The sequence below is a fragment of the Haloprofundus halobius genome, from assembly GCF_020097835.1.
GTDB lineage: Archaea > Halobacteriota > Halobacteria > Halobacteriales > Haloferacaceae > Haloprofundus > Haloprofundus halobius.
The window spans coordinates 1,964,334-1,986,941 of sequence record NZ_CP083666.1; the positions used below are offsets into that span (position 1 = coordinate 1,964,334).

Here is a 22,608-nt window from a genome sequence, read left to right on the forward strand (position 1 = left end):
TGTCGGAGCGACTCGGGGGCCGCCTGCGTTCTCGGCGGGTGTCGGCGTTACTGCTCCCGAGCGCGCGCAATCCACGTGTCGACGCGCTTCTCGGAGACGTCTATCTGTTCGCCGAGTTCGGCGGCGTCGGCGTCGGCGAGGTCGGCGACTGTCTCGACGCCGGCGTCGGCGAGGCGTTGCGCGTAGGCGGGACCGATTCCCTTGATGGTGTCGACGGAGACGGTCGATTCGGCCGATTCGGCGCCGAGTTCGTCTTCGCCGTCGACGACCCTCTCGTCGTCGTGGTCCACGTCGAAGTCTTCCTCGTCGTCGGGGCCGACGTCCTCCACGTCGGTGTCCAGTTCGTCGCTCTCGGGGCCTGCGGCCTCCGCCGGTTCCGCTCCCTCGGCACCGTCGGCGTGCTCGTCGACCATCGACTCCGTCGACGCCGTCGCGTCGGTGTCCTCGGCGAGCGGTTCGTCCTCGGCCTCGCCCTCCGCCTCCGCGACGGGTTCCTCCTCGGCGAGCGGTTCCGCCTCCTCGACGACCGGTTCGTCGTCGACGGTCTCGCCGGACTCGTCGGAGTCGTCCGACTCGTCGAGTTCCGTTTCGAGGTCGGTGTCCAGTTCGTCGCTCTCGGGGCCTGCGGCCTCCGCCGGTTCCGCCGCGGCCTCGTCCTCGGCATCTTCGTCGACCAACGACTCCGTCGACGCCGCGGCGGCACTATCGGCGGCGGGTTCGGCGGATTCGGTGTCTCCGGTAGAGTCGTCGGGGTCGGTGCCTGCGGTGGGTTCGGCTGCTTCGTCGGTTCCTTTGACGGCGGCTTCCGTCTCCGTACTCGCCTGCGTTCGCGTGTCGCGTTCGACCGTCACGGACGGGTCGCGCTCGCGCTCGTCGGTCGACCCGTTGAGGCCGAGCAACGACTTGAGCTTGTCCAAGAGTGCCATTGGCCGGTAGTATGATGCCTCCGTATTTAAAAGCCCCCGACAAGTTACAGCCGCGACCGGAGAGCGGCGTCCATCTCGTCGACGGGCGCCTCTCGGCCGGTCCACCGCTCGAAGGCGACGACGCCCTGATACAGCAGCATCCACGCGCCGTCGATGGTCGTCGCACCCGCCTCGCGGGCCTCACGGAGGAGTCGGGTGTCGGGCGGCGCGTACACCGCGTCGAGCACCGCTAGATTCTCGTGGAGCAGCGGCGCCGGAACCGGCGTCTCGTCGGACTCCATCCCGACGCTCGTCGCGTTGACGAGCACGTCGGCGTCCGGGACGCTCGTGGCGAGCGAGTCGAGGTCGCCCGCGGTGGCGGTGTGCTCGCTCTCTCCGTCGTCGTTCAGTTCGGCGGCGAGTTCCGCCGCGCGCGAGGCGGTTCGGTTGGCCACGTGGACCGCCGCGCCCTCGTCGGCGAGCGCGAACGCCGCCGCGCGACCCGCCCCACCCGCGCCGACGACGACGGCGTCCGCACCGTCCGGCGAGACATCGTGGCGGGCGAACGACCGACTGACGCCGGCGGCGTCGGTGTTGTACCCGCGCGGTGTGTCGCTGTCGCCGGTGAAGTCGATCGTGTTGACCGCGCCGATTCGCTCGGCGAAGGGGTCGGCATCGACGAGTTCGAGCGCGTCCTGTTTGAACGGAATCGTGACGTTCAGGCCGGTGATACCCAGCGCGTCCGCCCCGTCGAGGGCGGCCGCGAACCGTTCGGGGGACGGTTCATAGGTGACGTACCGGGCGTCCATGCCGAGCGAGTCGTACGCCGCCTCGTGCATCGGCGGCGAGAGCGAGTGACCGACGGGGTTGCCGACGAGTCCGAACACCTGCATGCCTCCCGGTGGCGGCGGAACGGACATAAACGCCGCGACGGCGGCGAATCGGGCCGGACGGGCCGGACGGGTCGGGGAAAACCGGGCCGTGCGGGTCCGGTGGAACCCGGACCGGGCGCGTTGAGGAGACGAGAGCCTTATTCCGCGCGAGCGCCTCGAAGCAGAAGAAATAGGTCCCTCACTCGGGACCTTACCGACGATGAGTTCAGTTCTTCGACACCCGCTCGCGGCCGTCGCGGCCACGACAGGGCTCACCCTCCCCTGGATCTACCTCTGGGCGACCGGGTCGGCCGAGTCGCTGCCGACGCTCTGGGTCGTCGCGATCAGCGGTATCGCCGTCCTCGGGGCGTCGTTCCTCCTCGCGTGGGGCGCCGAGACGGCCGAGAAAGACGTGCCGCGGGCGTTCGCCATCGCGGTGCTGGCAGTACTGGCCGTGGCCCCCGAGTACGCCGTCGACGCGCTGTACGCGTGGACCGCCGGCGCGAACGTCGGCACGCCTCGCGGCGCGGAGGCCGCGAACCTCGCCGTCGCCAACATGACCGGTGCGAACCGCATCCTCATCGGACTCGGGTGGTCCGGCATCGCGCTGTTCACCATCTACCGCGCACAGAGCGCGTCGGACCCGGCCGTGGAGTCGCGGTCGGGCCTGCTCGCGAACGTGGTCCACCTCGACCGCGACATCTCGACGGAGATCACGTTTCTGCTCGCGGCGACGGCGTACGCCTTCCTCGTGCCGCTCCGCGACGGCATCGGTATCCTCGACACGGTCGTGCTCGTCGGTATCTACCTCCTCTACATCGCGGTCATCGTCCGTGGCGACGTCGAGGAACACGAACAGCAGGTCGGCGTCCCGGCGTACTTCCACCGATACCCGAGGGGCGGGCGCGTCGCCGTCGTTCTCACGCTGTTCGTGTACTCCGGTGCGATGATCTACACCGCCGTTCACCCGTTCGCCCACGGTCTCGAACTGCTCGGCACGGAGTTGGGAATCCCAGCGTTCTTCATGATTCAGTGGATCGCACCGCTGGCCAGCGAGAGCCCCGAACTCATCGTCGTCGCCTACCTCGTCAACAAGGCGCGGTCGACCGCCGGGTTCAACGCGCTCATCTCCTCGAAGCTCAACCAGTGGACGCTGCTCATCGGGACGCTCGCGGTCGTCTACAGCATCGCGGCGGGAGAGGTCGGCCACCTCCCGTTCGACTTCAAGCAGTCGGCCGAAATCTGGATCACGGCCGCCCAGAGCTTCTTCGCGCTCGCGGTGCTCGTGAACTTCACCATCAGCGCCCGCGAGGCCGTCGCCTTGCTCGTGCTGTTCGTCTCGCAGGTCGCAATCGAGTTCCTCCTCATCCGAGACCTCGTCTCGCTCCCGTTCGGCATTGGCACTATCGAGGTACTCCTCGGATACACCGTCGTCTACCTCGTGCTCGGGACGGTGTTGTTCGTCGCACGCCGCGACGGGCTTCGAGAACTGCTCGACCGGACCGCACACACCGCCCAGGACGCGTTCGGAAGCGGCCAGACGCAGGCCGAACGCGCCGACTGAACACCCCTCGATTCGACGACTCGCCCGACCGCGAACCGATTTCCGACTCGTTTTACCGCCGCCGCGCCTACGACCGTTCAGTGATTGCCATCGTCGTCAGTCGCGCCGACTACACATCGGAACACATCGGCGAGCACCTGCTCGAACTCGCCGACTGGGAGGGGTACGAAGACGACAGCCGTTCGGACGCCGACGGCGGCGGCACCGTCTACCGAACCGACGGCTTCGAGCTCCGGACGTTCGAGGACCTCCACATCTACCTCGACGACCCCGCGGCGGCGTTCGTCGACTCCGGTGCCGACGCCGAATTCCTCGTGTTCGCCTCCCGGCACTCCGGCGACACCGGGGCGCTTCTCACTGCGCACTTCACCGGGAACTTCGGCCCCGAGAAGTACGGCGGCAACGACCGAGAACTCGCCCGTGCCTGTCCGGGTGCACAGAAAACGGTCGTGAACGCGCTCGCCGAACACGCGCCGGACGGGTACGAGGTCGGCATCGAGGCGACCCACCACGGGCCCACGGATCTCTCGCTGCCCTCGATGTTCGTCGAACTCGGCAGCGACGACACTCAGTGGGAAGACACGCCGGCGGCCCGCGCCGTCGCCGCGGCGATTCTCGACCTTCGCGGCACGTCGGTGAATCTCGACGGAAACGGCGACGACGAACCCAACCGACACGTCGTCGGCTTCGGTGGCGGCCACTACGCGCCGCGGTTCGGCCGCATCGTCCGCGAGACCGAGTGGGCCGTCGGCCACGTCGGCGCGGACTGGCAACTCGACGCGATGGGCGCGCCCGAGGCGAATCGGGACGTGCTCGAACGAGCGTTCGAGCGAAGCGCGGCCGACTACGCGCTCGTCGATGGCGAGAACCCCGACCTCGAATCCACCGTCGAGGACGTAGGGTACGAGGTGGTGAGCGAGACGTGGCTCCGGGAGGTCGGCGACCGACCGCTCTCTGTCGTCTCGGCGCTCGAAGACGAGCTGTCGACCGTCGACGACGGCCTCCGATTCGGCAGTCGACGCGTCGACGACCCCGACGGGTTCTCGGTCGTCGAGTTCCCCGCCGAACTGCTGGCGGAGGCGCAGGGCATCGATGCCGACGCGGTGCGTGAGGCGGTACTCGACCACAGCGTCGCCTTCGAGACGCGGGAGAGCGGGACGCGGTCGGTTGGCCGAGCGGCGGTCGCGGACGGAGACGACGGAAGCGACTACGACGCGCTCGTCGACGCGCTCGTCGACGTTCTCGAAGCGAAGTACGGCGAGGTCGAACGCGACGAGGGCGCGAAAATCGTCCGCGCACATGAGCGCGCGTTCGACCCCGAGCGCGCGAAGACGCTCGGCATCTCGGAGGGACCGGCGTTCGGCAGACTCGCAGCGGGGCAGGCCGTCGAACACGAGGGCGAGCGAATCGACCCCGACGTGGTACACGTCGACCGAACGGTCACGTTCTCGTACTAAACCGCCAGACGGGTTTCCGGCGGGCTAACTGGTCGGCTATCTGTACGGATAAATCGCCGGTTACCCGGTTGGAAAAATTGTCAGACGACCGTCCGACGCGAGGGGGAAAAGATAATTAAGGCCGCTCAGTAAGCTTTGCGCATAAATATGGACTCGATCGTCGACGAAGCAATAGACGAGGCCGAACAGTCGGGTGGGGCCGGCGGCGAGGAATTCGACGCCGGCGCGGACGCGCCGCGCTCGGGGACGATGACGGACGACGAATTGCAGGACATCCTCAAAGACCTCCAGACGAACATCACCGTCGTGGGCTGTGGCGGAGCCGGTGGGAACACGGTCAACCGCATGGCCGAAGAGGGGATTCACGGCGCGAGTCTCGTCGCCGCCAACACAGACGTTCAACATCTCGTCGACACCTCCGCGGACACGAAGATTCTGATGGGCCAGGAGAAGACCCAGGGCCGCGGGGCGGGGTCGCTCCCCCAGGTCGGCGAAGAGGCCGCCATCGAGAGCCAACAGGAGATTCACGACGCCATCGACGGTTCCGACATGGTGTTTGTCACCGCCGGTCTCGGCGGCGGCACCGGTACCGGTTCGGCGCCCGTCGTCGCGAAGGCGGCCCGCGAGTCGGGTGCGCTCACCATCGCCATCGTGACGACGCCGTTCACCGCGGAGGGCGAGGTCCGACGGACGAACGCCGAAGCGGGTCTCGAACGGCTCCGCGACGTCGCCGACACGGTCATCGTCGTCCCGAACGACCGCCTGCTCGACGCCGTCGGCAAACTGCCGGTTCGACAGGCGTTCAAAGTGAGCGACGAGGTCCTGATGCGCTCGGTCAAGGGCATCACGGAACTCATCACGAAGCCCGGCCTCGTCAATCTCGACTTCGCCGACGTTCGCACCGTCATGGAGAAAGGCGGCGTCGCGATGATCGGTCTCGGCGAGTCCGACTCCGAGCAGAAGGCGCAGGACTCCGTGAAGTCGGCGCTGCGCTCGCCGCTTCTCGACGTCGACATCTCCGGCGCGAACTCGGCGCTCGTCAACGTCACCGGTGGCTCCGACATGAGCATCGAGGAGGCCGAGGGCGTCGTCGAGGAGATCTACGACCGCATCGACCCCGACGCGCGCATCATCTGGGGTACCTCCATCGACGAGGAACTCGAAGGCCAGATGCGGACGATGATCGTCGTTACGGGCGTCGACTCGCCGCAGATCTACGGCCGCTCGGACGAACCCGGCGCACAACAGAGCCAGCAACCGCAGCAGACCGAGGATATCGACTTCGTCGAGTAGTCGGCGGACGGAACCGGCGGCTGGTCTCTCGAACCGACTCGACCGCCGTGTATTCAATAGATAGAAAAGGCATCACGCTCTATCGGTGACAACATGGACGTAAAATACGACCTCACGAGTTACGTACGGGTGCTGAAGATGGCGAGTACCCCCGAGTGGGAGGAGTTCAGCCAGATCGCCAAGATCGCCGGCATCGGCATCTTCCTCGTCGGCTTCCTCGGTTTCGTCATCTTCGCGGTGATGAGTTTCCTCCCCGGAGGCATGTGAGATGGGTATCTTCGCCGTGAAGACGACGGCGAGACAGGAGCGCACCGTCGCCGACATGCTCGCCACGAAGGAAGAACCCGAGATACACGCCGTCATCGCGCCGGACTCGCTGACGAGTTACGTGATGGTCGAAGCCGACAACACCGCGGTGCTCGAACGCCTCATGGACGAGATTCCGCACGCTCGGAGCATCGTCCCCGGCAACTCCAGCCTCGCGGAGGTCGAGCACTTCCTCTCGCCGACGCCCGACGTCGAGGGTATCGCCGAGAGCGACATCGTCGAACTCATCGCCGGCCCGTTCAAGGGCGAGAAAGCGCGCGTCCAGCGCATCGACGAGGCCAAAGACCAGGTGACTGTCGAACTGTACGAGGCGACGGTCCCGATTCCGGTGACGGTCCGCGGCGACCAGATTCGCGTGCTCGATTCAGAGGAGCGGTAGCTCCTCGAACGATGCTCGCGGCTACGCCGCGAAGAGGCAACGAAGAGTGCTGAGACGGGCGGCGGTTCGTTTACCTCTCTGCTACTCCCGACACACTACGATAGCGGCCGCTCGATGCGTATACGCGACGTAGACGCAGCACCGCCGACCGAGAGCCGAGTTACTCGGGCTCCGTGCGGTCGCTCGCGTCGACTTGTTCGACGATGCGCTGGAGGTCTGCCTCCTCCTCGATGGCCGATTGGATACCCTCGCGCATGCGGACCGCCGCGGAGTCGGCGTTGTACGCGCGGATGTATTCGGCGCGGGAGTGTTCGTCGAACGCGTGGCGAATCGCGAAGTAGCCTTCCGGGACGATGGCGCCGCAGACTTTGCACTCGGTGCGTTCGTGTTCGTTGGTCTGGTGGACGACGGCGGCTTCGGCGTCTTCGAACCGTGCGTCACAGCCTGCGACACCACACGTCCAGAGCGACATATCCGCCGACATGTAGGGAACTGATAAAACCGTTTTCCCTCGGGCGGCGACGCAGAATAGCAACCCCTAATTGAGTACTCTCACGACGGAGACTGTGAGTGGAAGCGAACGGACGCGAATCGACATGCACATCAAGTGCTTGGACGAGCGTGTCGTCGCCCGAGCGAAGCGCCGCGGCGTCGACGTGCTCGTCTACGCGCCGCACTTCACGCGCCTGCCGACGATTCGCGCCCGCGCCGACCGGTTCTCCGACGACGAGTTGCTCGTCGTCCCCGCGCGCGAACTGTTCACCGGCCCGTGGAACGACCGCAACCACCTCCTCGCCATCGGCCTCTCGGAACCGGTCCCCGACTTCATCACCATCGAGGGTGCGCTCGCCGAGTGCCGACGACAGGAGGCGGCCGTGCTCGTCCCGCACCCCTCGTTTCTGAACGTGAGTCTCGGCCGCGCGGAGGTAGCGACGTTCCGCGACGAACTGCACGCCGTCGAGACGTACAACGGGAAGTGTTTCCCGCACCAGAACCGCCGATCGTCGCGCATCGCCGCCGAGTTCGACAAACCGGGGTTCGGGTCGTCGTACGCCCACCTCCGCGGCAACGTCGGCGAGGCATGGACCGAGTTCGACCGGCGTATCGACACCGAGGCGGCCCTCGCGACGGCGCTTCGCGAGGACGTCCCGCGCCGTATCGACCACCGGCCGGGACTCGGCCACCGAGTCAGAAACCTCGCCGAGTTCGCCCATCTCGGCTACGAGAACACGTGGGGGAAGATAGACCGCCTGCTGCTGTCGGGTACCGAACCGACTCACCCGCGACAACTCGTCTACGAGGGTCGATTCGACGACGTGACGGTGTACTGAACGTCGACCGCCGTGTTCGGCCGTGTGCGAACTACGCCGAGTGGGACGCTCAGAGCCCGAGCAGCGTCGTGACCGCGTCGAGTCCGCCGTCGAGTCCACCGTCGAGCGGCACCACATAGTAGTGGACCGCCGCGAACAGCGCGACCTCCGCGAGCGTGATGAGCACCGTCACGAGGTCGGCCCACTTACTCGACGTGGTGACGCCGATGGGGAGGCTGTACTCCTTCTCGTACGGGTAGAAGAACGCCAACCCCCGTCTGCTGCCGAACAGGTCCAAGATGTAGTGTGTGAGTACACCGATCCAAACGAAGTGGAGGTTGTCGAACAGAATCGGGAACGCGACGAAGATGCCGAGGACCAGGAAGTTGTGCAGCGTCTTTCGGTGCTTGCCGAACGCCGTGTCGACGTCCGGAAACAGCGCGCCGAGGACGAGCGGGACGGTCATCTCGGCGATGGCGACGAACGTCGGCACGTCGCCCGACGGTTCGAGCACGTACCCGAGACCGATGCTGAGGAGGGCGGCGTTCAACACGTGACCTTTCTTGTTCATCCGACGACGGTCCGTCGAACCGGACGGATACAAACGTTTCCACCTGTCGCCGCGAGCGCCCCGTCTTCACCCGCTTCGCTCGACCAACGCATCTTCCAGCGTCTCCATCGCCGCTCGCGCGAACTGCTCTTTCACGTCGAGTCGCGACCCGTCGAACTCGTGACGCGTCGCGGTCGCGTACGACTCGCCGGTCCCCCACTCGGCGGCGTACGCGAGGCCGACGTAGACGGTGCCGACCGGTTTCTCGTCGCTGCCGCCGTCCGGACCGGCGATACCCGTCGTCGCGACGCCCCACGTCGTGTCCGCGGTGTCTCTGACGCCCTGGGCCATCTCGCGGGCGACGGCGTCGCTGACGGCACCGTGTTCGTCGAGCGACTCGCGGGAGACGGCGAGCAGGTCGCGCTTGGCGTCGTAGGAGTAGGTGACGACCGAGCGGTCGAAGTAGTCGCTCGACCCCGGTACGTCGGTCAGGAGCGACCCGACGAGGCCACCCGTGCAGGACTCGGCGACGGCGACGGTGTCGCCGCGTTCTCGGAGTGCGTCGCCGAGGCGTTCTTCGACCGGCGGGTCGTCCGCGTGATCTCGCATGAGCGGTGGTACGGCCCCGGTCCGCAAAAGTCTCTACCGAGTTCCTCGTCTACCGCGGACGAAAGAGGCAACTACCCGCCGTCCGACGCCGTACCATGGAGTACGAGGAACCGCTGTTCTTCCGGGTGATGCGCTACGCCGAGGCCGCCGACCGCGACGTCGTCGACATGGTGAGCGGCAACCCCGACTGGGACGCCCCCACGGCGTTGCGAGACGGGCTCAGGGAGTTCGCCGACGCGGACGCCGACGCGTTCCAGTATGGCCCCAGCGCCGGACTCACGGAGCTCCGCGAGGAGATCGCCGAGCGCCGCAACGTCGACGCCTCGCAGGTCGTCGTCACCAACGGCGCGGGCGAAGCGAACTACCTGGCGATGGCACGGGCGCTGGAGCGCGATACGGGCGACGGGGTGTTGCTCACCGACCCGGTGTACCCGTACTACCCCGGCAAGGCGGGGATGCTCGGCGGCGACGTGACGCTCGTCCCCGTCGCCGAGGGCGGCGAGATAGACGTAGATGCGATGCGCGAGGCGGCCACGGAGGAGACGGCGCTCATCGTCGCCAACACGCCGAACAACCCGACGGGCGTCGTCTACGACCGCGAGACGATGGAAGAACTCGTCGCGCTCGCCGAGGAGGTCGACGCGCTCCTCGTCGCCGACGAGGTGTACGACCACTTCGATTACACGGGCGAGTTCGAGAGCGCGCTCACCATCGACTCCGAGCACCGCATCGTCACCAGCGCGTTCTCGAAGTCGATGGCCATCACCGGCTTTCGCGTCGGCTACGCGATCTTCCCCGAGGCGCTCGTCGACGCCGCGAAGACCCGGCACATGCTCGTCAACGTCGCTGGGAGCAACCCCGCGCAGTACGCCGTGTTGCGGGCGCTGCGCGAGACCGACCCGACCTACTACGAGGAGACGCGCGCGATGCTCCGCGACCGTATCGCCGCGTTCACCGACGCGCTCGACGCCGCCGGAGCCGACTACACCCGACCGGAGGGCGCGTTCTACGTGCTCGCGCGGTTCGACGGCTTCCCGGGAACGATGGAGAACGTCGAGCGCCTCATCGACGAGGCGGGCGTCGCCGGGATGCCCGGCGAGGCGTTCGGCCCCGCCCGCGACGAGTGGGTTCGGTTCGCGCTCGTCACGCCGCGCGCGCAGGAGGCGGCGAAGCGGTTGGCGGACTACTTCTGAGTCTTCGCTCCGCGCCGAACACCTCCGTATTCTGACGCCCGCACGACGACTGAACCGACGGGTACACAAGCGCTCGGACGCGAGGGGGCGTATGGCAAATCTCGACGTGGAACCCGTCGACGTCGTCGGTGACTCCGGCGACTCCGACGAGGGCGACGAGCGCGACGCTCCCGGCGGCGACGACGACTCGGCTGCGTCGATAGACGTGGAAGTCGAGGCGGCCGCCGACCTCTCAGAGCTCCCGGGCGACGTCGACGCCGCGGAGTTCGTCCTCTACGGCGGGAAGGGAGGCGTCGGCAAGACGACGATGGCGGCGGCGACGGCGCTGCGCAGCGCCGCCGAGGGCGCGACGACGCTCGTGGTCTCGACCGATCCCGCCCACTCGCTGTCGGACACGCTCGGCGGCGAGATTCCCGCGGAACCGACGCGCATCCGCGAGGAGATCCCCCTGTTTGCTGCCGAAATCGACCCCGAAGCAGCGATGGACGAGGGGCTGTTCGGCGAGGGCGGCGACGCACTCGGCGGGATGGGGGGCATGGGTGACATGTTCGGTGGAATGGGTGGGATGGGCGGTGCGGGCGGCGCGGGCGGCGCTGGAGACGGTGGAAACCCCTTCGGCGGCGACGAGAACCCCTTCGCCGCCGACGACAACGGCGAGGGCGGCCACCCGCTGCTCGACGGGACGATGCCCGGAGCGGACGAGATGGCGGCGATGCGGCAACTGCTCGAACACATGGACGATCCGCGATTCGACCGCGTCGTCGTCGACACCGCGCCGACGGGCCACACGCTCCGCCTGCTGCAACTGCCGGAGATGCTCGACTCGATGGTCGGCCGTCTCGTCACGTTCCGCGAGCGGATGCGCGGGATGGTGGATAATCTGAAGGGGATGTTCGGCGGCGCGGACCCCGGCCCGAGCGGGATGGAGCAACTGGAGGAGGCCAAGGAGCGAATCAAACGGCTCCGCGCGGTGCTTCGTGACCCCGAGCGGACGGACTTCCGGGTGGTGATGATTCCCGAGGAGATGAGCGTCGTTGAGTCCGAGCGCCTCGTCGCGCGCCTCGACGAGTTCGGGATTCCGGTGCGGACGCTCGTCGTCAACCGGGTGATGGAGGACCCCAGCGACGTCGCGGGTATCGACCCCGAGTGGACGGTCGCGCCCGACCCCGAACACTGCGAGTTCTGCCAGCGGCGCTGGCAGGTCCAGCAGCGCTCGCTCCGCCGGGCGACGGAGCTGTTCCGCGGCCGCGACGTGAAGCGCGTCCCGCTTCTCGCCGACGAGGTTCGCGGAGAAGAGGCCTTGCGGGTCGTCGCGGCGTGTCTGGCGTAGAGACGTCCGCCGGAACCCGCCTACGACCCGAGCTTCCGCGCGAGCCCGTAGAGGCTGTCCCGGATACCGTCGGGGAGGAAGCGAGCGAACGACCCGACATCGGCGACGATGCCGACCGGGTAGCGCGCGGCGGGTTTCGTCGCGCTGGCGGCGTTGACGATGTCCTCGGCGACGCGCCGCGGCGGCACCGCGCCGGGTCCGCCGCCGCCGAGCGCCTGCGTGTCCTCGAACAGTTTGTAGAACGACTCGTACGCGCCCGAGCGCTCCATCCCGTCGTCGACCTCCTCCTCGGCGCGGTCGGTGAACTGCGTCTCGACCGGCCCGGGTTCGACGAGGACGGCGTCGATGCCGTACTCCTCGACTTCGGCGCGCAGCGCGTCGGTCATCGCTTCGAGCGCGAACTTCGACCCCGAGTAGACGCCGCTACCGGGGAACGAGACGCGGCCGGCGACGCTGGAGACGTTGACGATGGTGCCGTCGCCCTCCGCCCGCATGTGCGGGAGTACGGCGCGCATGAGCCGGTGGGGGCCGAAAACGTTGACGGCGAACTGCTTTTCGACCGCCTCAGTAGGCACGTCTTCGATGGGGCCGAACTGCCCGTAGCCCGCGTTGTTGACGAGGCAATGAATCGCGCCCTGCTCGTCGACGATACGGTCGACCACCCGGTCGACGTCGCCCTGGTCGGTCACGTCGAGCGTCGCGAGTTCGCACCCCTCTTCGCCGAGTTGTTGGATGTCGGCGGGGTTGCGCGCCGTCGCGTACACCACCCAGTCCTCCGCGAGGAAGGCCCGGGCGGTGGCGCGACCGATACCGGACGAACAGCCAGTGATGAGGACAGTCTCTGGTTTCACACCGAAACGTCGTCGCCGGGATAGTTAACTGTACGGCGTTCGCGGGTCAGCGAACGCGGACTCGGTGGCTCACTCGCGGTACTCCCGTTTCACCTCGTCGGCGTAGGCGTCGGCCAGCCGCGTCGGCTCCGGGAGTTTGTAGCCGCCGCAGAGCCGTTCGACGAGGTCGACGGTCGTCTCCGCGGAGACGCGGTGGCCGGGGCTGACGTACAGCGGGTTTATCTTCCGACTCGACGCGTACTGCCGCGACTGGAAGGCGTAGCCGATAACCGTCCCGTCCAGCGCGTCGACGCGGCCGTTCGCCTCAACGGGCGTGCGCCAGCCTTCGGGTCGCCCCTCGACCGACTCACGCGGCGTGCCGCAGAGCAGTCCTTTGGCGACGCCGACGCTCGGCACGTCGAGGACGACGCCCATGTGCGTCGCCAACCCCGCTTGCCGGAAGTGGATGCGACCGCTGCCGTCGAAGACGACGAAGTCGGGTTCCGTCTCCAGGCTCTCGAACGCGTCGAGAATCGGACCGCCCTCGCGGAAGGAGAGCAAGCCCGGAATGTACGGGATCGAGAGGTCGGAGACCGAGAAGGCGCGTTCGACGACCTCGGTGCCGCGGGCGACGACGACGGCGCTGACGGCCTTCTCGTCCAGAAACGCCTGGTCGACGCCCGCGACGAGCGGTCGGTCTTCCCGTGGGACGAGCGTCGATTCGGCTGTCGAGACGGCCGCGGGGTCGAAGTCGAACTCGTCCTCGAAGCGGGCCGCGTCGGCGATGTCGCGCTGGAGCTGTTCCATCTCCTCGCGCGAGAGCGTCGGGTCGGGGGCGAACTCGGGACGGGCGGGCCGCATTGGTCAGTAGCGTCGGCGGCCGCCGCCCCTTCCGCCTCCGCCGCCGAAGTTGAGGCGGTTGGGGACGTTGCGCTGACCTTTGACGTACTGGCCGACGAGCAGGCCGACGAGCAGACCGGTCAGGTGGGCGTAGTGGGCGATACCGCCGCCGAGAATCGGCGTGATGGCTCCCGTCAGGTCGAAGACGACGTAGAACGCCGTCAGCGCCCAGATGGGGAGCGGAATCGGCGGGATGAGCAGCATCACGCGCAGGTCCGGGTTGACGACGGTCAGCAGGCCGAGAATCGCCATCACGGCACCGCTCGCGCCGAGAACGGCCGACGACTCGCCGGTGGCGAGGGCGGTACCGACCTGCGCGAGTCCGGCGACGGCACCGCTGACGAGAAACAGCGCGGTGAAGCGCTTCGCACCGAGATAGCGCTCGACCAGCGGGCCGAAGAAGTACAGCGCGATGCTGTTGGCGGCGATGTGGAAGAAGCTGCCGTGCGAGAAGATGGCGGTCACCCACGTCCAGACGTACTCGGGGTTCTCCGAGGTGAGAAGGAAGATGCTCCGCCACGCCGGGACGTTTCCGTACGCGGTGACCTGCGGGACGAGAGTGCCGGTGAGGAGGTAGCCGACGATGTACTCGGAGATGAACGTGAGCCACATCAGACCGAGGAAGATGTACGTCAGGTTCCCGCGGAAGTAACCCAGCGGACCGCCGGTGCCGGTCACGCGGTCGAGAAGGCCCTCCGAACTGCCGCCGGTCCGGACGCTGTCGTCGAAGTTGCTCTCGAAGACGCCGCTCGGGTCGTCCCACGAGTCCAACCCCGGACAGTTGTGGTTCTCTGGGAGGCGATGTTCGGCGCAGAAGGCGTTGCCACAGCGCCGACACTGGTACGGCAAGCTTTCGTACTCGCCGCACTCGTGACATTCTGCCATTGTGACTCCGTAGTCGTGGGGTCGTAAAAGGGGTTTGCCTCTCGGGCGATTCGGGATGCGAAGGCTCCTGCCCCGCGAACTCGCACGTCCGCCGGTGAACGACGCCGACACCCGGAGTCACGAACGCCGGTGACTCGCGGACGCCCGTGCGCGGACATCCCACTCCGTCTCGCCGCGGGAGATGCGGACCAGTCGGTGTTGCCGCCTCGGACGTGGTGCTCTCGTCGAACGCAGTAGTTACTCCGTCGTCTCTTCGTCTCCGTCCTCGGCGGCCGCGGCGGCGAACTCCTCTGGGGGCTCGAAGTTCGTCGGAACGACGGTTACGTGGTCGACGCCGAGTCGCGGCTGTTTCGCTGCCATCTCGACCGTAGGTAGCCCACGCGACCACTAAAAATTACCCATGCGCATAATTCATCGGTGGGCGGGCGCGAGATGCGCCCGACGAATACTCGTCGACTCAGCCGAAGTGCTCGTTGTAGAGGTCCTGGGCGTGCTCGATGGCGTCCATCGCGGCCTGCTTGTCCTCCCAACCCTGCGTTTCGACTTCCTTGCCCTTCTCGAGGTTCTTGTACGTCTTGAAGAACTCGTCAATCTCGTCGAGTTTCTGCTGTGGGATGTCTTCGAGGTCCTCGATGTGCTGGAAGCGTGGGTCCTCCGTCGGAACGGCGATGACCTTGTCGTCCTGTTCGCCGTCGTCGTCCATCTTCATCAGGGCGACGGGGCGCGCCTCGATGATGCAACCGGGGAACGTCGCGTCCTCGACGAGCACGAGCACGTCGAAGGGGTCCTCGTCGTCGTAGTACGACTGCGGGATGAAGCCGTAGTCGCTCGGGTAGTGAACGTTCGAGTGCAGTACCCGGTCGAGGACGACGCCGGGGATGTCCTTGTCGTACTCGTACTTGTTGCGCTCGCCTTTCAGACACTCGACGACGGCGTAGATGGTTTCCGGTGCGTCGGGACCTGTCTCGAGGTCCTCCCAGAGATTCGTCATGCGTCCGTAGTTCCGTCAACCGAGGGAAATGGTTTTCGGGACGGCTGTGAGGCGTGTGTACACCCCGCTCACGTTCGACGGATTGGCCACAAACTTCTTTCGTCTGTACCGAATTAATCATCGTGGGAAGGATACGACAGTTCGAGACCGAGCACTCGACGAGACACGTCGGGAAACGTACGCTTGTCGGAAACAACAAACAATTTCCGACAGGTGTAAGCGAAATCCAACAGATCCCGTAGCGTGCGTGTTCGGTTGCCAATAACAGAAACAAATGTTGAGTTGAGAAGCGTTAAATAGTAAGATGACATTTTAATACGTATGTCAGAGGCACAAACAATCAACGACTCCGGCAGCGCACGGGACCTAACTGCGTTCCAACAGAACATCCTCGTCATTCTCGCCGAGGAACCCATGTACGGCCTCGCCATCAAACGCGAGCTCGAGTCGTACTACGGCACCGAGGTCAACCACGGGAGGCTCTACCCCAACCTCGACGACCTCGTCGAGATGGGGCTCGTCGAGAAGAGCGAACTCGACAAGCGGACGAACCAGTACGAACTGACCGAAACCGGGCACTCGGCAGTACTGGACCGTCTCGACTGGGTACTCTCGAAGTTCGTCACTGACGAAAGCCGGGCAGACGAAGTTCGCGACGTTATCGCGTCGTACGAGTAACGTCGGGGAGTTCCTCCCCGGCCTGTTCGAACAATCGTTCGAGCGACTCACGAACCGCCGTTTTTTGCGCCTCAGTCGGCCAGGAGTTGCGCGGATAGTACTCCGTGAGAAACTCCCGTATCTCCGGTACACCCGCCGTCTCGACCCGCCGCACGTAATGGTTGCTCATGAAGTCGGCGAACGCACGGGCGTTGGCGGCGTGGTCGGAACCTGACGACGATTCGACAGCAGCAACCAAACTGGCGTTGTGTTTTTCTACGGCCTCCCACTCGTCCTCCTTGCCGGTCCCCGAGAGCGACCGCTCCACCGCCCGGTCCGTGTCGTCGATTCGATCGAGGGCGACTGTACCGTCGTCGTCGATCCACTCCGCCGGGTAGAGGACGAGCGTGTCGTCGGCTTCGCGGTAGCGGGCAGTGTAGCCGTGGTCGGCAAGTGACGCGTCGCGTCGCTCTCGGTACGCCTCGGCCTCGTTCGGGTCGACCGCGTCGCGCGCGAGTCGAGTCAGTCGCTCTGCGGTCGTCTGGACATCTTCGGGGAGTTCAGCCATCGTCGAGCGCCTCGTTCGCCAGGTTGTCGGCGCGTTCGTTTATCTCCCGCGGGACGTGTTCGAGGGTCCACCGGTCGAACTCCGTCAACAGTTCGTTCGCCTTCACCCGTCGTTCGCGCAGTCCGGGGTCGTTCGTCTTCCACTCACCGCGGACTTGCTTGACGACGAGCTGTGAGTCGCCGCGTACGTCGGCTTCGCTGAGACCGTAGTCGAGAGCCGCTTCCAGCGCCCTGACGAGCGCATCGTACTCCGCACGATTGTTCGTCGTCTCGCCGATTCGCTCGGAGCCTTCGGCGACGATGCCGTCGCTCGTGACGATGGCCCATCCGATAGCCGCCGGTCCGGGATTGCCGCGGCTCGCACCGTCGAAGTAGACGTGGCCGCGGCCGCCCCCCTCCTGCAGCAGTAGCGCGAGGTCGGACGGACTCGCTCCCTGAACGACGATCTTCGAATCGTACGCGACGGCGACGGCGTCTCCGCGGCTCGCACGCCACCGCTCGTGGTCGGTATTTCCCGGAGAGACGTCGACGCCGGCGGCCTCCAGTCGTTCTCGGGCCACGTCGGCGTCGCACTCGATAGTCGGCATCGACGGAGATGCGGGCGCTCGACTGAAAGGCGGTTCGTCTTTCGTCGCCGGCGTCATCGTCATCGCCGTCACCCCTGTCGTCGGCCACTCGTCACCGCCGCCATCTTCGCCGCGCATGCCAGTCCTCTCCGCCGACCCAGATTTTAACAACCTCCAGCGTACTATTACATAAACACGATGGCAGGACCCACTCGTGAGCGGCGGCGCGAGCGGCGACGAGGACGAGGCGAGCAGTCGGCCGAAGAGACGGCCGACGCCGACGAACTCGACGACATCGACCCCGATGACCTGGTGCGGACCGCAGACGGTGAACTCATCCACGAGGAGACGGGACTGGTCGTCGAAGAGCAGAACATCGACCGAGGGCCGGAGTGGCGGGCGTTCAACCACTCCGAGCGCCAGTCGAAGTCGCGCGTCGGTGCACCCATCACCGAGACGATGCACGACAAGGGGTTGACGACGACGATCGACTGGAAGGACAAGGACGCCTACGGCCGCTCGCTCTCCTCTGAAAAACGCAGCCAGATGCACCGCCTGCGCAAATGGCAGGAGCGTATCCGAACCAAGGACGCCGGCGAGCGTAACCTCCAGTTCGCGCTCTCGGAAATCGACCGCATGTCGTCGGCACTCGGCGTTCCTCGCTCCGTTCGTGAGGTCGCGTCGGTCATCTATCGCCGCGCGCTGAAAGAGGACCTCATCCGCGGGCGCTCCATCGAGGGCGTGTCGACGAGTGCGCTGTACGCCGCCTGCCGACAGGAGGGAATCCCGCGCAGCCTCGAAGAGGTGTCGGAGGTATCGCGCGTCGAGCGAAAGGAGATCGGTCGGACGTACCGCTACGTCTCCCAGGAACTCGGGCTCGAACTCGAACCGGTCGACCCGAAGCAGTACGTTCCGCGCTTCGCCTCGGCGCTGGACCTCTCCGAGGAAGTGCAGGGGAAGGCCAACGAGATAATCGACGAGACGGCCGAGCAGGGATTGCTCTCGGGGAAATCACCGACTGGCTACGCCGCAGCGGCTATCTACGCAGCGTCGCTGCTCTGTAACGAGAAGAAGACCCAGCGCGAAGTCGCCGACGTCGCGCAGGTGACCGAGGTCACCATTCGCAATCGCTACCAAGAGCAGATCGAGGCGATGGGGATTCCGAGCTAAGGTTTAGATACGAAGTCGGGACCACCCAACCGTGTGTTCTGATACCTGACCGACGACCGACCGCGGGTGTGCGATTCGCCGGTCGTCGAAGTGGCGCTGCTGATGACATGTTCGCCCTCACGTCACCGGAAATTCGACCGAATCGCCTGCTCGCAAGTCGCCGCCGTGACGACATGCCGAAGCTTCTTACCCGCTGCGCGGCTAGCTCAGCCGATGCGGCTCGACGACTACATCGAGTTCGAGGCGAACGAACGCGCCGAAAGACGGCGCTTGGCGATGGAGAAGTCCTACGCCATCGTCGACCACCTCGAATCCTTCCAACACCGGTTCGACGAGCGAGTGCAGGACGACTCGCTGTTCGGGAGCGTCTCCCCGTCTATCTTCGTCGGCCGCGCGAACTACCCGAACGTCTCGACGGGTATCCTCTCGCCGGTCGGCTTCGAAGACGACGCCGCGACGTTCGAGACCAGCGGCGCGTGGTACGACGAGGGCATCGGCATCGAGGACGTGTTCCAGCGCCGGACGAGCCTGCTCAACTCGACTCAATCCGCCGGGGTGAGAGTGGGCGCGGAGGCGAACGTCCACGACGTGTGGGACGGCTTCCTCGGCGTCCAGCGCGAAGTCGCCATCGCCGACCGACCGGTGTCGGTCGAGATCGGTCTCGACGGTCGCCCGGATCTCGACTTCGACGTGGGTCGAACCGACGTGGCGACGCCGACGGGACCGCGCGCCCGGGCACAGTCGGCCGACCTCGCGGAGAATCCGCACGTCCCGCGACCCGTGAAGAAGACGCTCGAAGACGACGACTGGCAGGCGCAGGGTGCGATGACGTACCTCTACCGCCGCGGCCTCGACGTGTACGACATCAACACGGTGCTCTCGGCGGGCGCACTCGGCGAGTCCGCGAGCCGCCGGCTCGTCCCGACGCGGTGGTCCATCACCGCCGTCGACGACACCGTGAGCCAGTACCTCCGCGGAACGATTCGGGACGTGCCGAGTGTCGACACCGTGCAGGTGTGGCGCAACGAGTACCTCGGCAACGCGTTCTGGGTCATCCTCGCGCCCGGCCAGTGGGAGTACGAACTCGTCGAGATGAAGGCTCCGGGGAGCATCTGGAATCCCGACCCCGAGTCGGGGACGTGGCTGTCGAGCGACCGCGAAGGGTTCGAGGGCCGAACGGGGTACGTCGACGAGACGGCGGGCGCGTACTACGCCGCCCGACTCGGCGTGCTCGAACAGCTCTCGGATATCGGCCGACAGGCGAAAGTGCTCGTCCTCCGGCACGTCTCCGACGAGTACTGGGGACCGGTCGGTGTCTGGCAGGTCCGCGAGTCGGTCCGCCACGCGTTCGAGGGCGAACACGGCGAGAGCGAGACGTTCGCCGACGCGGTTCGTGAGGTGGCGAATGTACTCCCGGTGTCGATGGCGGACCTCCGACGGAAGTCGGCGATGGTCGCCGGGTTGCAGACGAATCTCGCCGACTTCGGCGTCGGGAGTCCGGGCGACGAGTAGCTACTTGTAATTCGACTTAGTAGTTGTGGACTATACTCCCGTTACAGATGGTTCCCGGAGGTCCGGAACTGCTGATTCTCGCGTTTCTCGGCGTGTTCTACCTCCTGATGGCGCTCGTCCCGATCATCGCGCTGTACTTGCTGTACAAAATCCGCAAAGACACCGCGTCGATGGCTGACTCGTTGGAGCGAATCGCCACCGGCAATCGACCGTAGCGACTACGCCGTATCGAGGTTCGCGTACGCCTCGTCGACCAACTGACCTGTTTCGGCGACGATGTCGGCCATCTCCTCGTCGTCGGGGGCGATACCCGTGAGACGAGCGATGCGCATGATACTCACGTGGTACACCGTCTGTACGCCGGGTTCCTCCTCCCAGACGACGACGTTGCAGGGGAACAGCGCGCCCATCTCGTTGTCGGAGGCGTCGAGCACTCTGTCGGCGATAGCCGGGTTGCACGCGCCGAGCACGTAGTACGGGTCGCGGTCGGCGTCGACCTTCTCGTTGAGTAGTTCCGAGGGTGAGAACTCCGCCGGGATACCGAATCCGGCGTCGAGAAACGTCTCACGGACGTGTTCGACGGCGTCCTCGTGGTCCATCTGGAGCGTCGCGCGCTTCTCGCCGATGTCGCCGGCGTCGAGCGCCGACGGGTCGATTGGCAGAGCCATGTCTCACGGTCGGGGCGTCGGCGCAAAAAACGGGGCGGTCGTCGCTCAGTTCGAAGTTTCGACCGGGCCGTCGCCGACGACAGCGTGAATCTCGCGGACGAACGTCTGCCGCGTGTCGAAGTACGTCTCGTCGACGCGGTCCAGTACGTCCGAGAGCGTCTGCGGGCCGTCCGGCGTCCGAACGACTGCGTCGCCCTCCTTCCGTCGGATGCTACTCGCCTGCTGCGGCCAGGTCAGTCGCGACGCGACCCGTGCAAGCGGCGTGCCGTCGACCGGTTCACCGTCGCCGAGTTCGACGACTGGACCCTCGTCTTCCGCATCGTCGTCAGCCATACCCGGCGGTTTGCCACCGCCGACATTAATCTCTTCGACCCGTCTCCGCGGCGGCGGTGTCGGCGACGTTGGTGGTAGCGGAGGCGACCAATCCAGAGCACGGAATCGACCGGAGGAGTGAACGATCGTCGCAGACGGCTGGTTTCGGTCGCCTCGCTCGGCGTTCGGAGGGATTAGCGCCCCACGTCCGACGCACGTCTGACGTATCGTTTTGTGGGGGGGTTACGTAGCCGCGGCCATGACGAGTCTCTCGGAGGCGTACAGGGCGGGAACGAGACACGCGAGTCACCGTCGGTTGTACGCCGGTATCGGGTTGTTTCTCACCGGTGCACTACTCGTCGTCCTCGGTATCCTCGCCTCGACGACGAACTTCTTCGTCGGACCCGAGGCGCCGCTGTGGCAGGCGCGAGAGCTCGGGATAACGCTCGGCGGACTGGGCGTTCCGGCGGTGTTTCTCGGCATCTTCGCCGTCCTCCCCGCCGGCCGGCAAACTCGTTTCGCCGCCGTCGTCGGCGCGCTCGTCACCCTCGCGGGTGTCGCGCTGTTCTGGGAGGCATACCCCTGTCAGTGGTCCGGCGCGACCTGCGGCGGCGAACGGATGGACCTCACGCTGCCGACGGTCGGACTGTACTTCCTCGGTAGCGTCACCACCTTCTGGTGTCTGTTCGCGGGCGTCGCGAACTTCAAGACGCGAAACGACCCCGGCGGGACGGTCCGCATGGAGATCACGCGACAGGGTGAGACGAGAATCGTGGAGGTCGAACGCTCGGCCGTGCAGGGACTCGGCGGCGTCGGACTGCTCGGCGCAACCCCCGACGGTGAGGTGGAGACGCAGACGAACCAACCGAGAGAAGAGAGTTCGGTCAGCACGGTCGGCGGTGCCTCGAAGCACTCGTCACGGGACCGGTTCGACACGTCCGAGACGGACCGCTCCTCCGGATGGGGAAGCACCGGTAACTCGACCGTCAGCGACGGCGGCGCGACGGATTCGGACATCTACTCGCCGTTGGACGACCCCGTCCCCGGCGACGCGGAGGTGTTGTCCCCGGAGACGCCGAGCCGACCTCAGCGGCCGAAAGGCGACAGCTACTGTGGGAGCTGTGCGCACTTCCAGTACGTCCGGACCGAGGGCGGGATGCGGCCGTACTGCCACCGCCACAGCGAACTGATGGACGACATGGCCGCCTGCGACGAGTGGACCAGCCGAAACGACGACGGTCGCTGAACGGTCGGTTGGGCCGCTCGACTTAGAGCGAATTCAGCGTCTCTTCTACGTCGTCCCAGTGGCTTCCCCTCCAGAAGTACTGCCCGCAGCGAGTGCACCGGAACACCGCTCGCTCGCTCGGGTCGGGCGCGTACTCCGGTGTCTCCTCGCCGTCGTCGACGCGTTCGACCGAACCGTTGCACCGCCCGCAGCGGGCGGGTACCTCGTCGAGCGAGAGGTCGAATCCGGTGTCTCGGAGTTCTCGCAACTGGTCGACGACGGCGCGCGATTCGAGCAGGACGCCGTCGGCGGCGCGCTCGGCGAGTTGCACGTCGCGCGTGAGCAGGCGGCGATTCTCCGTCTCGGCGACTGCCAGCAACCGGTCGTCGGCTTCTACCGCTCTGTCGAGCGCGTAGACGGCGTCGTAGCCGCACATGCGCAGGTACACCGCGAGTTTGCCGAGCATCACGTCGAGCAACAGCGGCGTGTTCTCGGGGTTCACGGAGCGAATCGACATCCCGGATTCCCCGCCCATC

At 66.4% G+C, this 22,608-nt stretch carries 28 protein-coding genes; 13 read left to right on the forward strand and 15 right to left on the reverse strand.

All coding sequences use genetic code 11. The features are described from left to right. Nucleotides 1–47: 47 nt before the first annotated feature. Entirely contained in the window at nucleotides 48–926 is an 879-nt protein-coding gene (locus LAQ74_RS10300; protein ID WP_224332465.1) for a helix-hairpin-helix domain-containing protein, read from the reverse strand. Between the two features lie 44 nt (nucleotides 927–970). Then, nucleotides 971–1,798, reverse strand: coding sequence for a shikimate dehydrogenase (locus LAQ74_RS10305; RefSeq protein ID WP_224332466.1), 828 nt, complete (start codon nucleotides 1,796–1,798; stop codon nucleotides 971–973). Between the two features lie 199 nt (nucleotides 1,799–1,997). Between LAQ74_RS10305 and LAQ74_RS10310 the strand changes: the two genes are divergently transcribed. The 5 genes from LAQ74_RS10310 (at nucleotide 1,998) to LAQ74_RS10330 (ending at nucleotide 6,797) form a co-directional block, all read left to right on the forward strand. Continuing rightward, complete coding sequence (locus tag LAQ74_RS10310) at nucleotides 1,998–3,341, forward strand: sodium:calcium antiporter (RefSeq protein WP_224332467.1); 1,344 nt, start codon at nucleotides 1,998–2,000, stop codon at nucleotides 3,339–3,341. Between the two features lie 80 nt (nucleotides 3,342–3,421). Further along, nucleotides 3,422–4,798: a D-aminoacyl-tRNA deacylase gene (locus LAQ74_RS10315; RefSeq protein WP_224332468.1), complete on the forward strand. Its 1,377-nt coding sequence runs from the start codon at nucleotides 3,422–3,424 to the stop codon at nucleotides 4,796–4,798. A gap of 147 nt (nucleotides 4,799–4,945) precedes the next feature. Continuing rightward, nucleotides 4,946–6,091: a cell division protein FtsZ gene (gene ftsZ / locus LAQ74_RS10320; protein ID WP_224332469.1), complete on the forward strand. Its 1,146-nt coding sequence runs from the start codon at nucleotides 4,946–4,948 to the stop codon at nucleotides 6,089–6,091. Nucleotides 6,092–6,184: 93 nt separating this feature from the next. Continuing rightward, entirely contained in the window at nucleotides 6,185–6,358 is a 174-nt protein-coding gene (locus LAQ74_RS10325; protein WP_224332470.1) for a protein translocase SEC61 complex subunit gamma, read from the forward strand. 1 nt (nucleotide 6,359) lies between these two features. Then, a complete protein-coding gene (locus tag LAQ74_RS10330; protein ID WP_224332471.1) occupies nucleotides 6,360–6,797 on the forward strand; it encodes a transcription elongation factor Spt5 in 438 nt (145 codons plus the stop codon). 160 nt (nucleotides 6,798–6,957) lie between these two features. Here the strand turns inward: LAQ74_RS10330 and LAQ74_RS10335 are convergent, their stop codons facing one another. Then, nucleotides 6,958–7,269: a DUF7565 family protein gene (locus LAQ74_RS10335; protein WP_224332472.1), complete on the reverse strand. Its 312-nt coding sequence runs from the start codon at nucleotides 7,267–7,269 to the stop codon at nucleotides 6,958–6,960. 124 nt (nucleotides 7,270–7,393) lie between these two features. Here LAQ74_RS10335 and LAQ74_RS10340 point away from each other — a divergent pair, with 124 nt between their 5' ends. After that, nucleotides 7,394–8,128 carry a PHP-associated domain-containing protein gene (locus tag LAQ74_RS10340; RefSeq protein ID WP_224337222.1) on the forward strand — a complete coding sequence of 245 codons (735 nt, stop codon included), beginning with the start codon at nucleotides 7,394–7,396 and terminating at the stop codon, nucleotides 8,126–8,128. A 49-nt stretch (nucleotides 8,129–8,177) separates the two neighbouring features. Here the strand turns inward: LAQ74_RS10340 and LAQ74_RS10345 are convergent, their stop codons facing one another. Together LAQ74_RS10345 and LAQ74_RS10350 are read right to left on the reverse strand one after the other, a co-directional pair. Continuing rightward, nucleotides 8,178–8,678 (reverse strand): metal-dependent hydrolase, encoded by a 501-nt coding sequence (locus LAQ74_RS10345; protein ID WP_224332473.1) that lies wholly within the window; start codon nucleotides 8,676–8,678, stop codon nucleotides 8,178–8,180. 66 nt (nucleotides 8,679–8,744) lie between these two features. Next, the gene (locus LAQ74_RS10350) at nucleotides 8,745–9,266 is read right to left on the reverse strand and encodes a CinA family protein (protein WP_224332474.1); all 522 of its coding nucleotides are present in this window, start codon (nucleotides 9,264–9,266) and stop codon (nucleotides 8,745–8,747) included. A 95-nt stretch (nucleotides 9,267–9,361) separates the two neighbouring features. On the opposite strand from LAQ74_RS10350, the gene LAQ74_RS10355 reads away from it, so the two are divergent. Both LAQ74_RS10355 and LAQ74_RS10360 read left to right on the forward strand, forming a co-directional pair. Further along, nucleotides 9,362–10,459, forward strand: a complete 1,098-nt coding sequence (locus LAQ74_RS10355) for a pyridoxal phosphate-dependent aminotransferase (RefSeq protein ID WP_224332475.1) — start codon at nucleotides 9,362–9,364, stop codon at nucleotides 10,457–10,459. Nucleotides 10,460–10,550: 91 nt separating this feature from the next. Continuing rightward, nucleotides 10,551–11,789, forward strand: coding sequence for an ArsA family ATPase (locus LAQ74_RS10360; RefSeq protein ID WP_224332476.1), 1,239 nt, complete (start codon nucleotides 10,551–10,553; stop codon nucleotides 11,787–11,789). 20 nt (nucleotides 11,790–11,809) lie between these two features. On the opposite strand, the gene LAQ74_RS10365 is transcribed toward LAQ74_RS10360, so the two are convergent. From LAQ74_RS10365 to LAQ74_RS10380, 5 genes are all read right to left on the reverse strand, one after another. Further along, entirely contained in the window at nucleotides 11,810–12,640 is an 831-nt protein-coding gene (locus LAQ74_RS10365) for an SDR family oxidoreductase (RefSeq protein WP_224332477.1), read from the reverse strand. Nucleotides 12,641–12,709: 69 nt separating this feature from the next. After that, nucleotides 12,710–13,480 carry an endonuclease V gene (locus LAQ74_RS10370; RefSeq protein ID WP_224332478.1) on the reverse strand — a complete coding sequence of 257 codons (771 nt, stop codon included), beginning with the start codon at nucleotides 13,478–13,480 and terminating at the stop codon, nucleotides 12,710–12,712. Between the two features lie 3 nt (nucleotides 13,481–13,483). Continuing rightward, nucleotides 13,484–14,404, reverse strand: a complete 921-nt coding sequence (locus LAQ74_RS10375) for a rhomboid family intramembrane serine protease (RefSeq protein WP_224332479.1) — start codon at nucleotides 14,402–14,404, stop codon at nucleotides 13,484–13,486. 237 nt (nucleotides 14,405–14,641) lie between these two features. Further along, nucleotides 14,642–14,764 (reverse strand): hypothetical protein, encoded by a 123-nt coding sequence (locus LAQ74_RS20370; protein WP_255647672.1) that lies wholly within the window; start codon nucleotides 14,762–14,764, stop codon nucleotides 14,642–14,644. Nucleotides 14,765–14,861: 97 nt separating this feature from the next. Beyond that, nucleotides 14,862–15,395 carry an inorganic diphosphatase gene (locus LAQ74_RS10380; RefSeq protein WP_224332480.1) on the reverse strand — a complete coding sequence of 178 codons (534 nt, stop codon included), beginning with the start codon at nucleotides 15,393–15,395 and terminating at the stop codon, nucleotides 14,862–14,864. A 321-nt stretch (nucleotides 15,396–15,716) separates the two neighbouring features. Here LAQ74_RS10380 and LAQ74_RS10385 point away from each other — a divergent pair, with 321 nt between their 5' ends. Continuing rightward, on the forward strand, nucleotides 15,717–16,073 hold the full coding sequence (locus LAQ74_RS10385) for a PadR family transcriptional regulator (RefSeq protein WP_224332481.1): 357 nt from the start codon (nucleotides 15,717–15,719) through the stop codon (nucleotides 16,071–16,073). Here LAQ74_RS10385 and LAQ74_RS10390 read toward each other — a convergent pair. Both LAQ74_RS10390 and rnhA read right to left on the reverse strand, forming a co-directional pair. Then, nucleotides 16,054–16,620 carry a DUF7108 domain-containing protein gene (locus tag LAQ74_RS10390; protein WP_224332482.1) on the reverse strand — a complete coding sequence of 189 codons (567 nt, stop codon included), beginning with the start codon at nucleotides 16,618–16,620 and terminating at the stop codon, nucleotides 16,054–16,056. The genes LAQ74_RS10385 and LAQ74_RS10390 overlap by 20 nt on opposite strands. Next, nucleotides 16,613–17,206, reverse strand: a complete 594-nt coding sequence (rnhA, locus tag LAQ74_RS10395; protein WP_224337225.1) for a ribonuclease HI — start codon at nucleotides 17,204–17,206, stop codon at nucleotides 16,613–16,615. Before rnhA ends, LAQ74_RS10390 begins: the two co-directional genes overlap by 8 nt. 177 nt (nucleotides 17,207–17,383) lie before the next feature. Between rnhA and LAQ74_RS10400 the strand changes: the two genes are divergently transcribed. From LAQ74_RS10400 to LAQ74_RS10410, 3 genes are all read left to right on the forward strand, one after another. After that, nucleotides 17,384–18,355: a transcription initiation factor IIB gene (locus tag LAQ74_RS10400; protein WP_224332483.1), complete on the forward strand. Its 972-nt coding sequence runs from the start codon at nucleotides 17,384–17,386 to the stop codon at nucleotides 18,353–18,355. Nucleotides 18,356–18,568: 213 nt separating this feature from the next. Continuing rightward, entirely contained in the window at nucleotides 18,569–19,867 is a 1,299-nt protein-coding gene (gene nreA, locus LAQ74_RS10405) for a DNA repair protein NreA (RefSeq protein ID WP_224332484.1), read from the forward strand. A gap of 47 nt (nucleotides 19,868–19,914) precedes the next feature. Continuing rightward, nucleotides 19,915–20,082 (forward strand): hypothetical protein, encoded by a 168-nt coding sequence (locus LAQ74_RS10410; RefSeq protein ID WP_425498482.1) that lies wholly within the window; start codon nucleotides 19,915–19,917, stop codon nucleotides 20,080–20,082. 3 nt (nucleotides 20,083–20,085) lie between these two features. Here the strand turns inward: LAQ74_RS10410 and LAQ74_RS10415 are convergent, their stop codons facing one another. Both LAQ74_RS10415 and LAQ74_RS10420 read right to left on the reverse strand, forming a co-directional pair. Then, nucleotides 20,086–20,535 carry a DUF302 domain-containing protein gene (locus LAQ74_RS10415; protein WP_224332485.1) on the reverse strand — a complete coding sequence of 150 codons (450 nt, stop codon included), beginning with the start codon at nucleotides 20,533–20,535 and terminating at the stop codon, nucleotides 20,086–20,088. 45 nt (nucleotides 20,536–20,580) lie between these two features. Further along, complete coding sequence (locus tag LAQ74_RS10420; RefSeq protein ID WP_224332486.1) at nucleotides 20,581–20,868, reverse strand: DUF5789 family protein; 288 nt, start codon at nucleotides 20,866–20,868, stop codon at nucleotides 20,581–20,583. Nucleotides 20,869–21,106: 238 nt separating this feature from the next. Between LAQ74_RS10420 and LAQ74_RS10425 the strand changes: the two genes are divergently transcribed. Beyond that, entirely contained in the window at nucleotides 21,107–22,093 is a 987-nt protein-coding gene (locus tag LAQ74_RS10425; RefSeq protein ID WP_224332487.1) for a YihY/virulence factor BrkB family protein, read from the forward strand. Between the two features lie 22 nt (nucleotides 22,094–22,115). Here LAQ74_RS10425 and LAQ74_RS10430 read toward each other — a convergent pair whose 3' ends face one another. Then, entirely contained in the window at nucleotides 22,116–22,607 is a 492-nt protein-coding gene (locus LAQ74_RS10430; RefSeq protein ID WP_224332488.1) for a Mut7-C RNAse domain-containing protein, read from the reverse strand. Nucleotide 22,608: the final 1 nt, after the last annotated feature.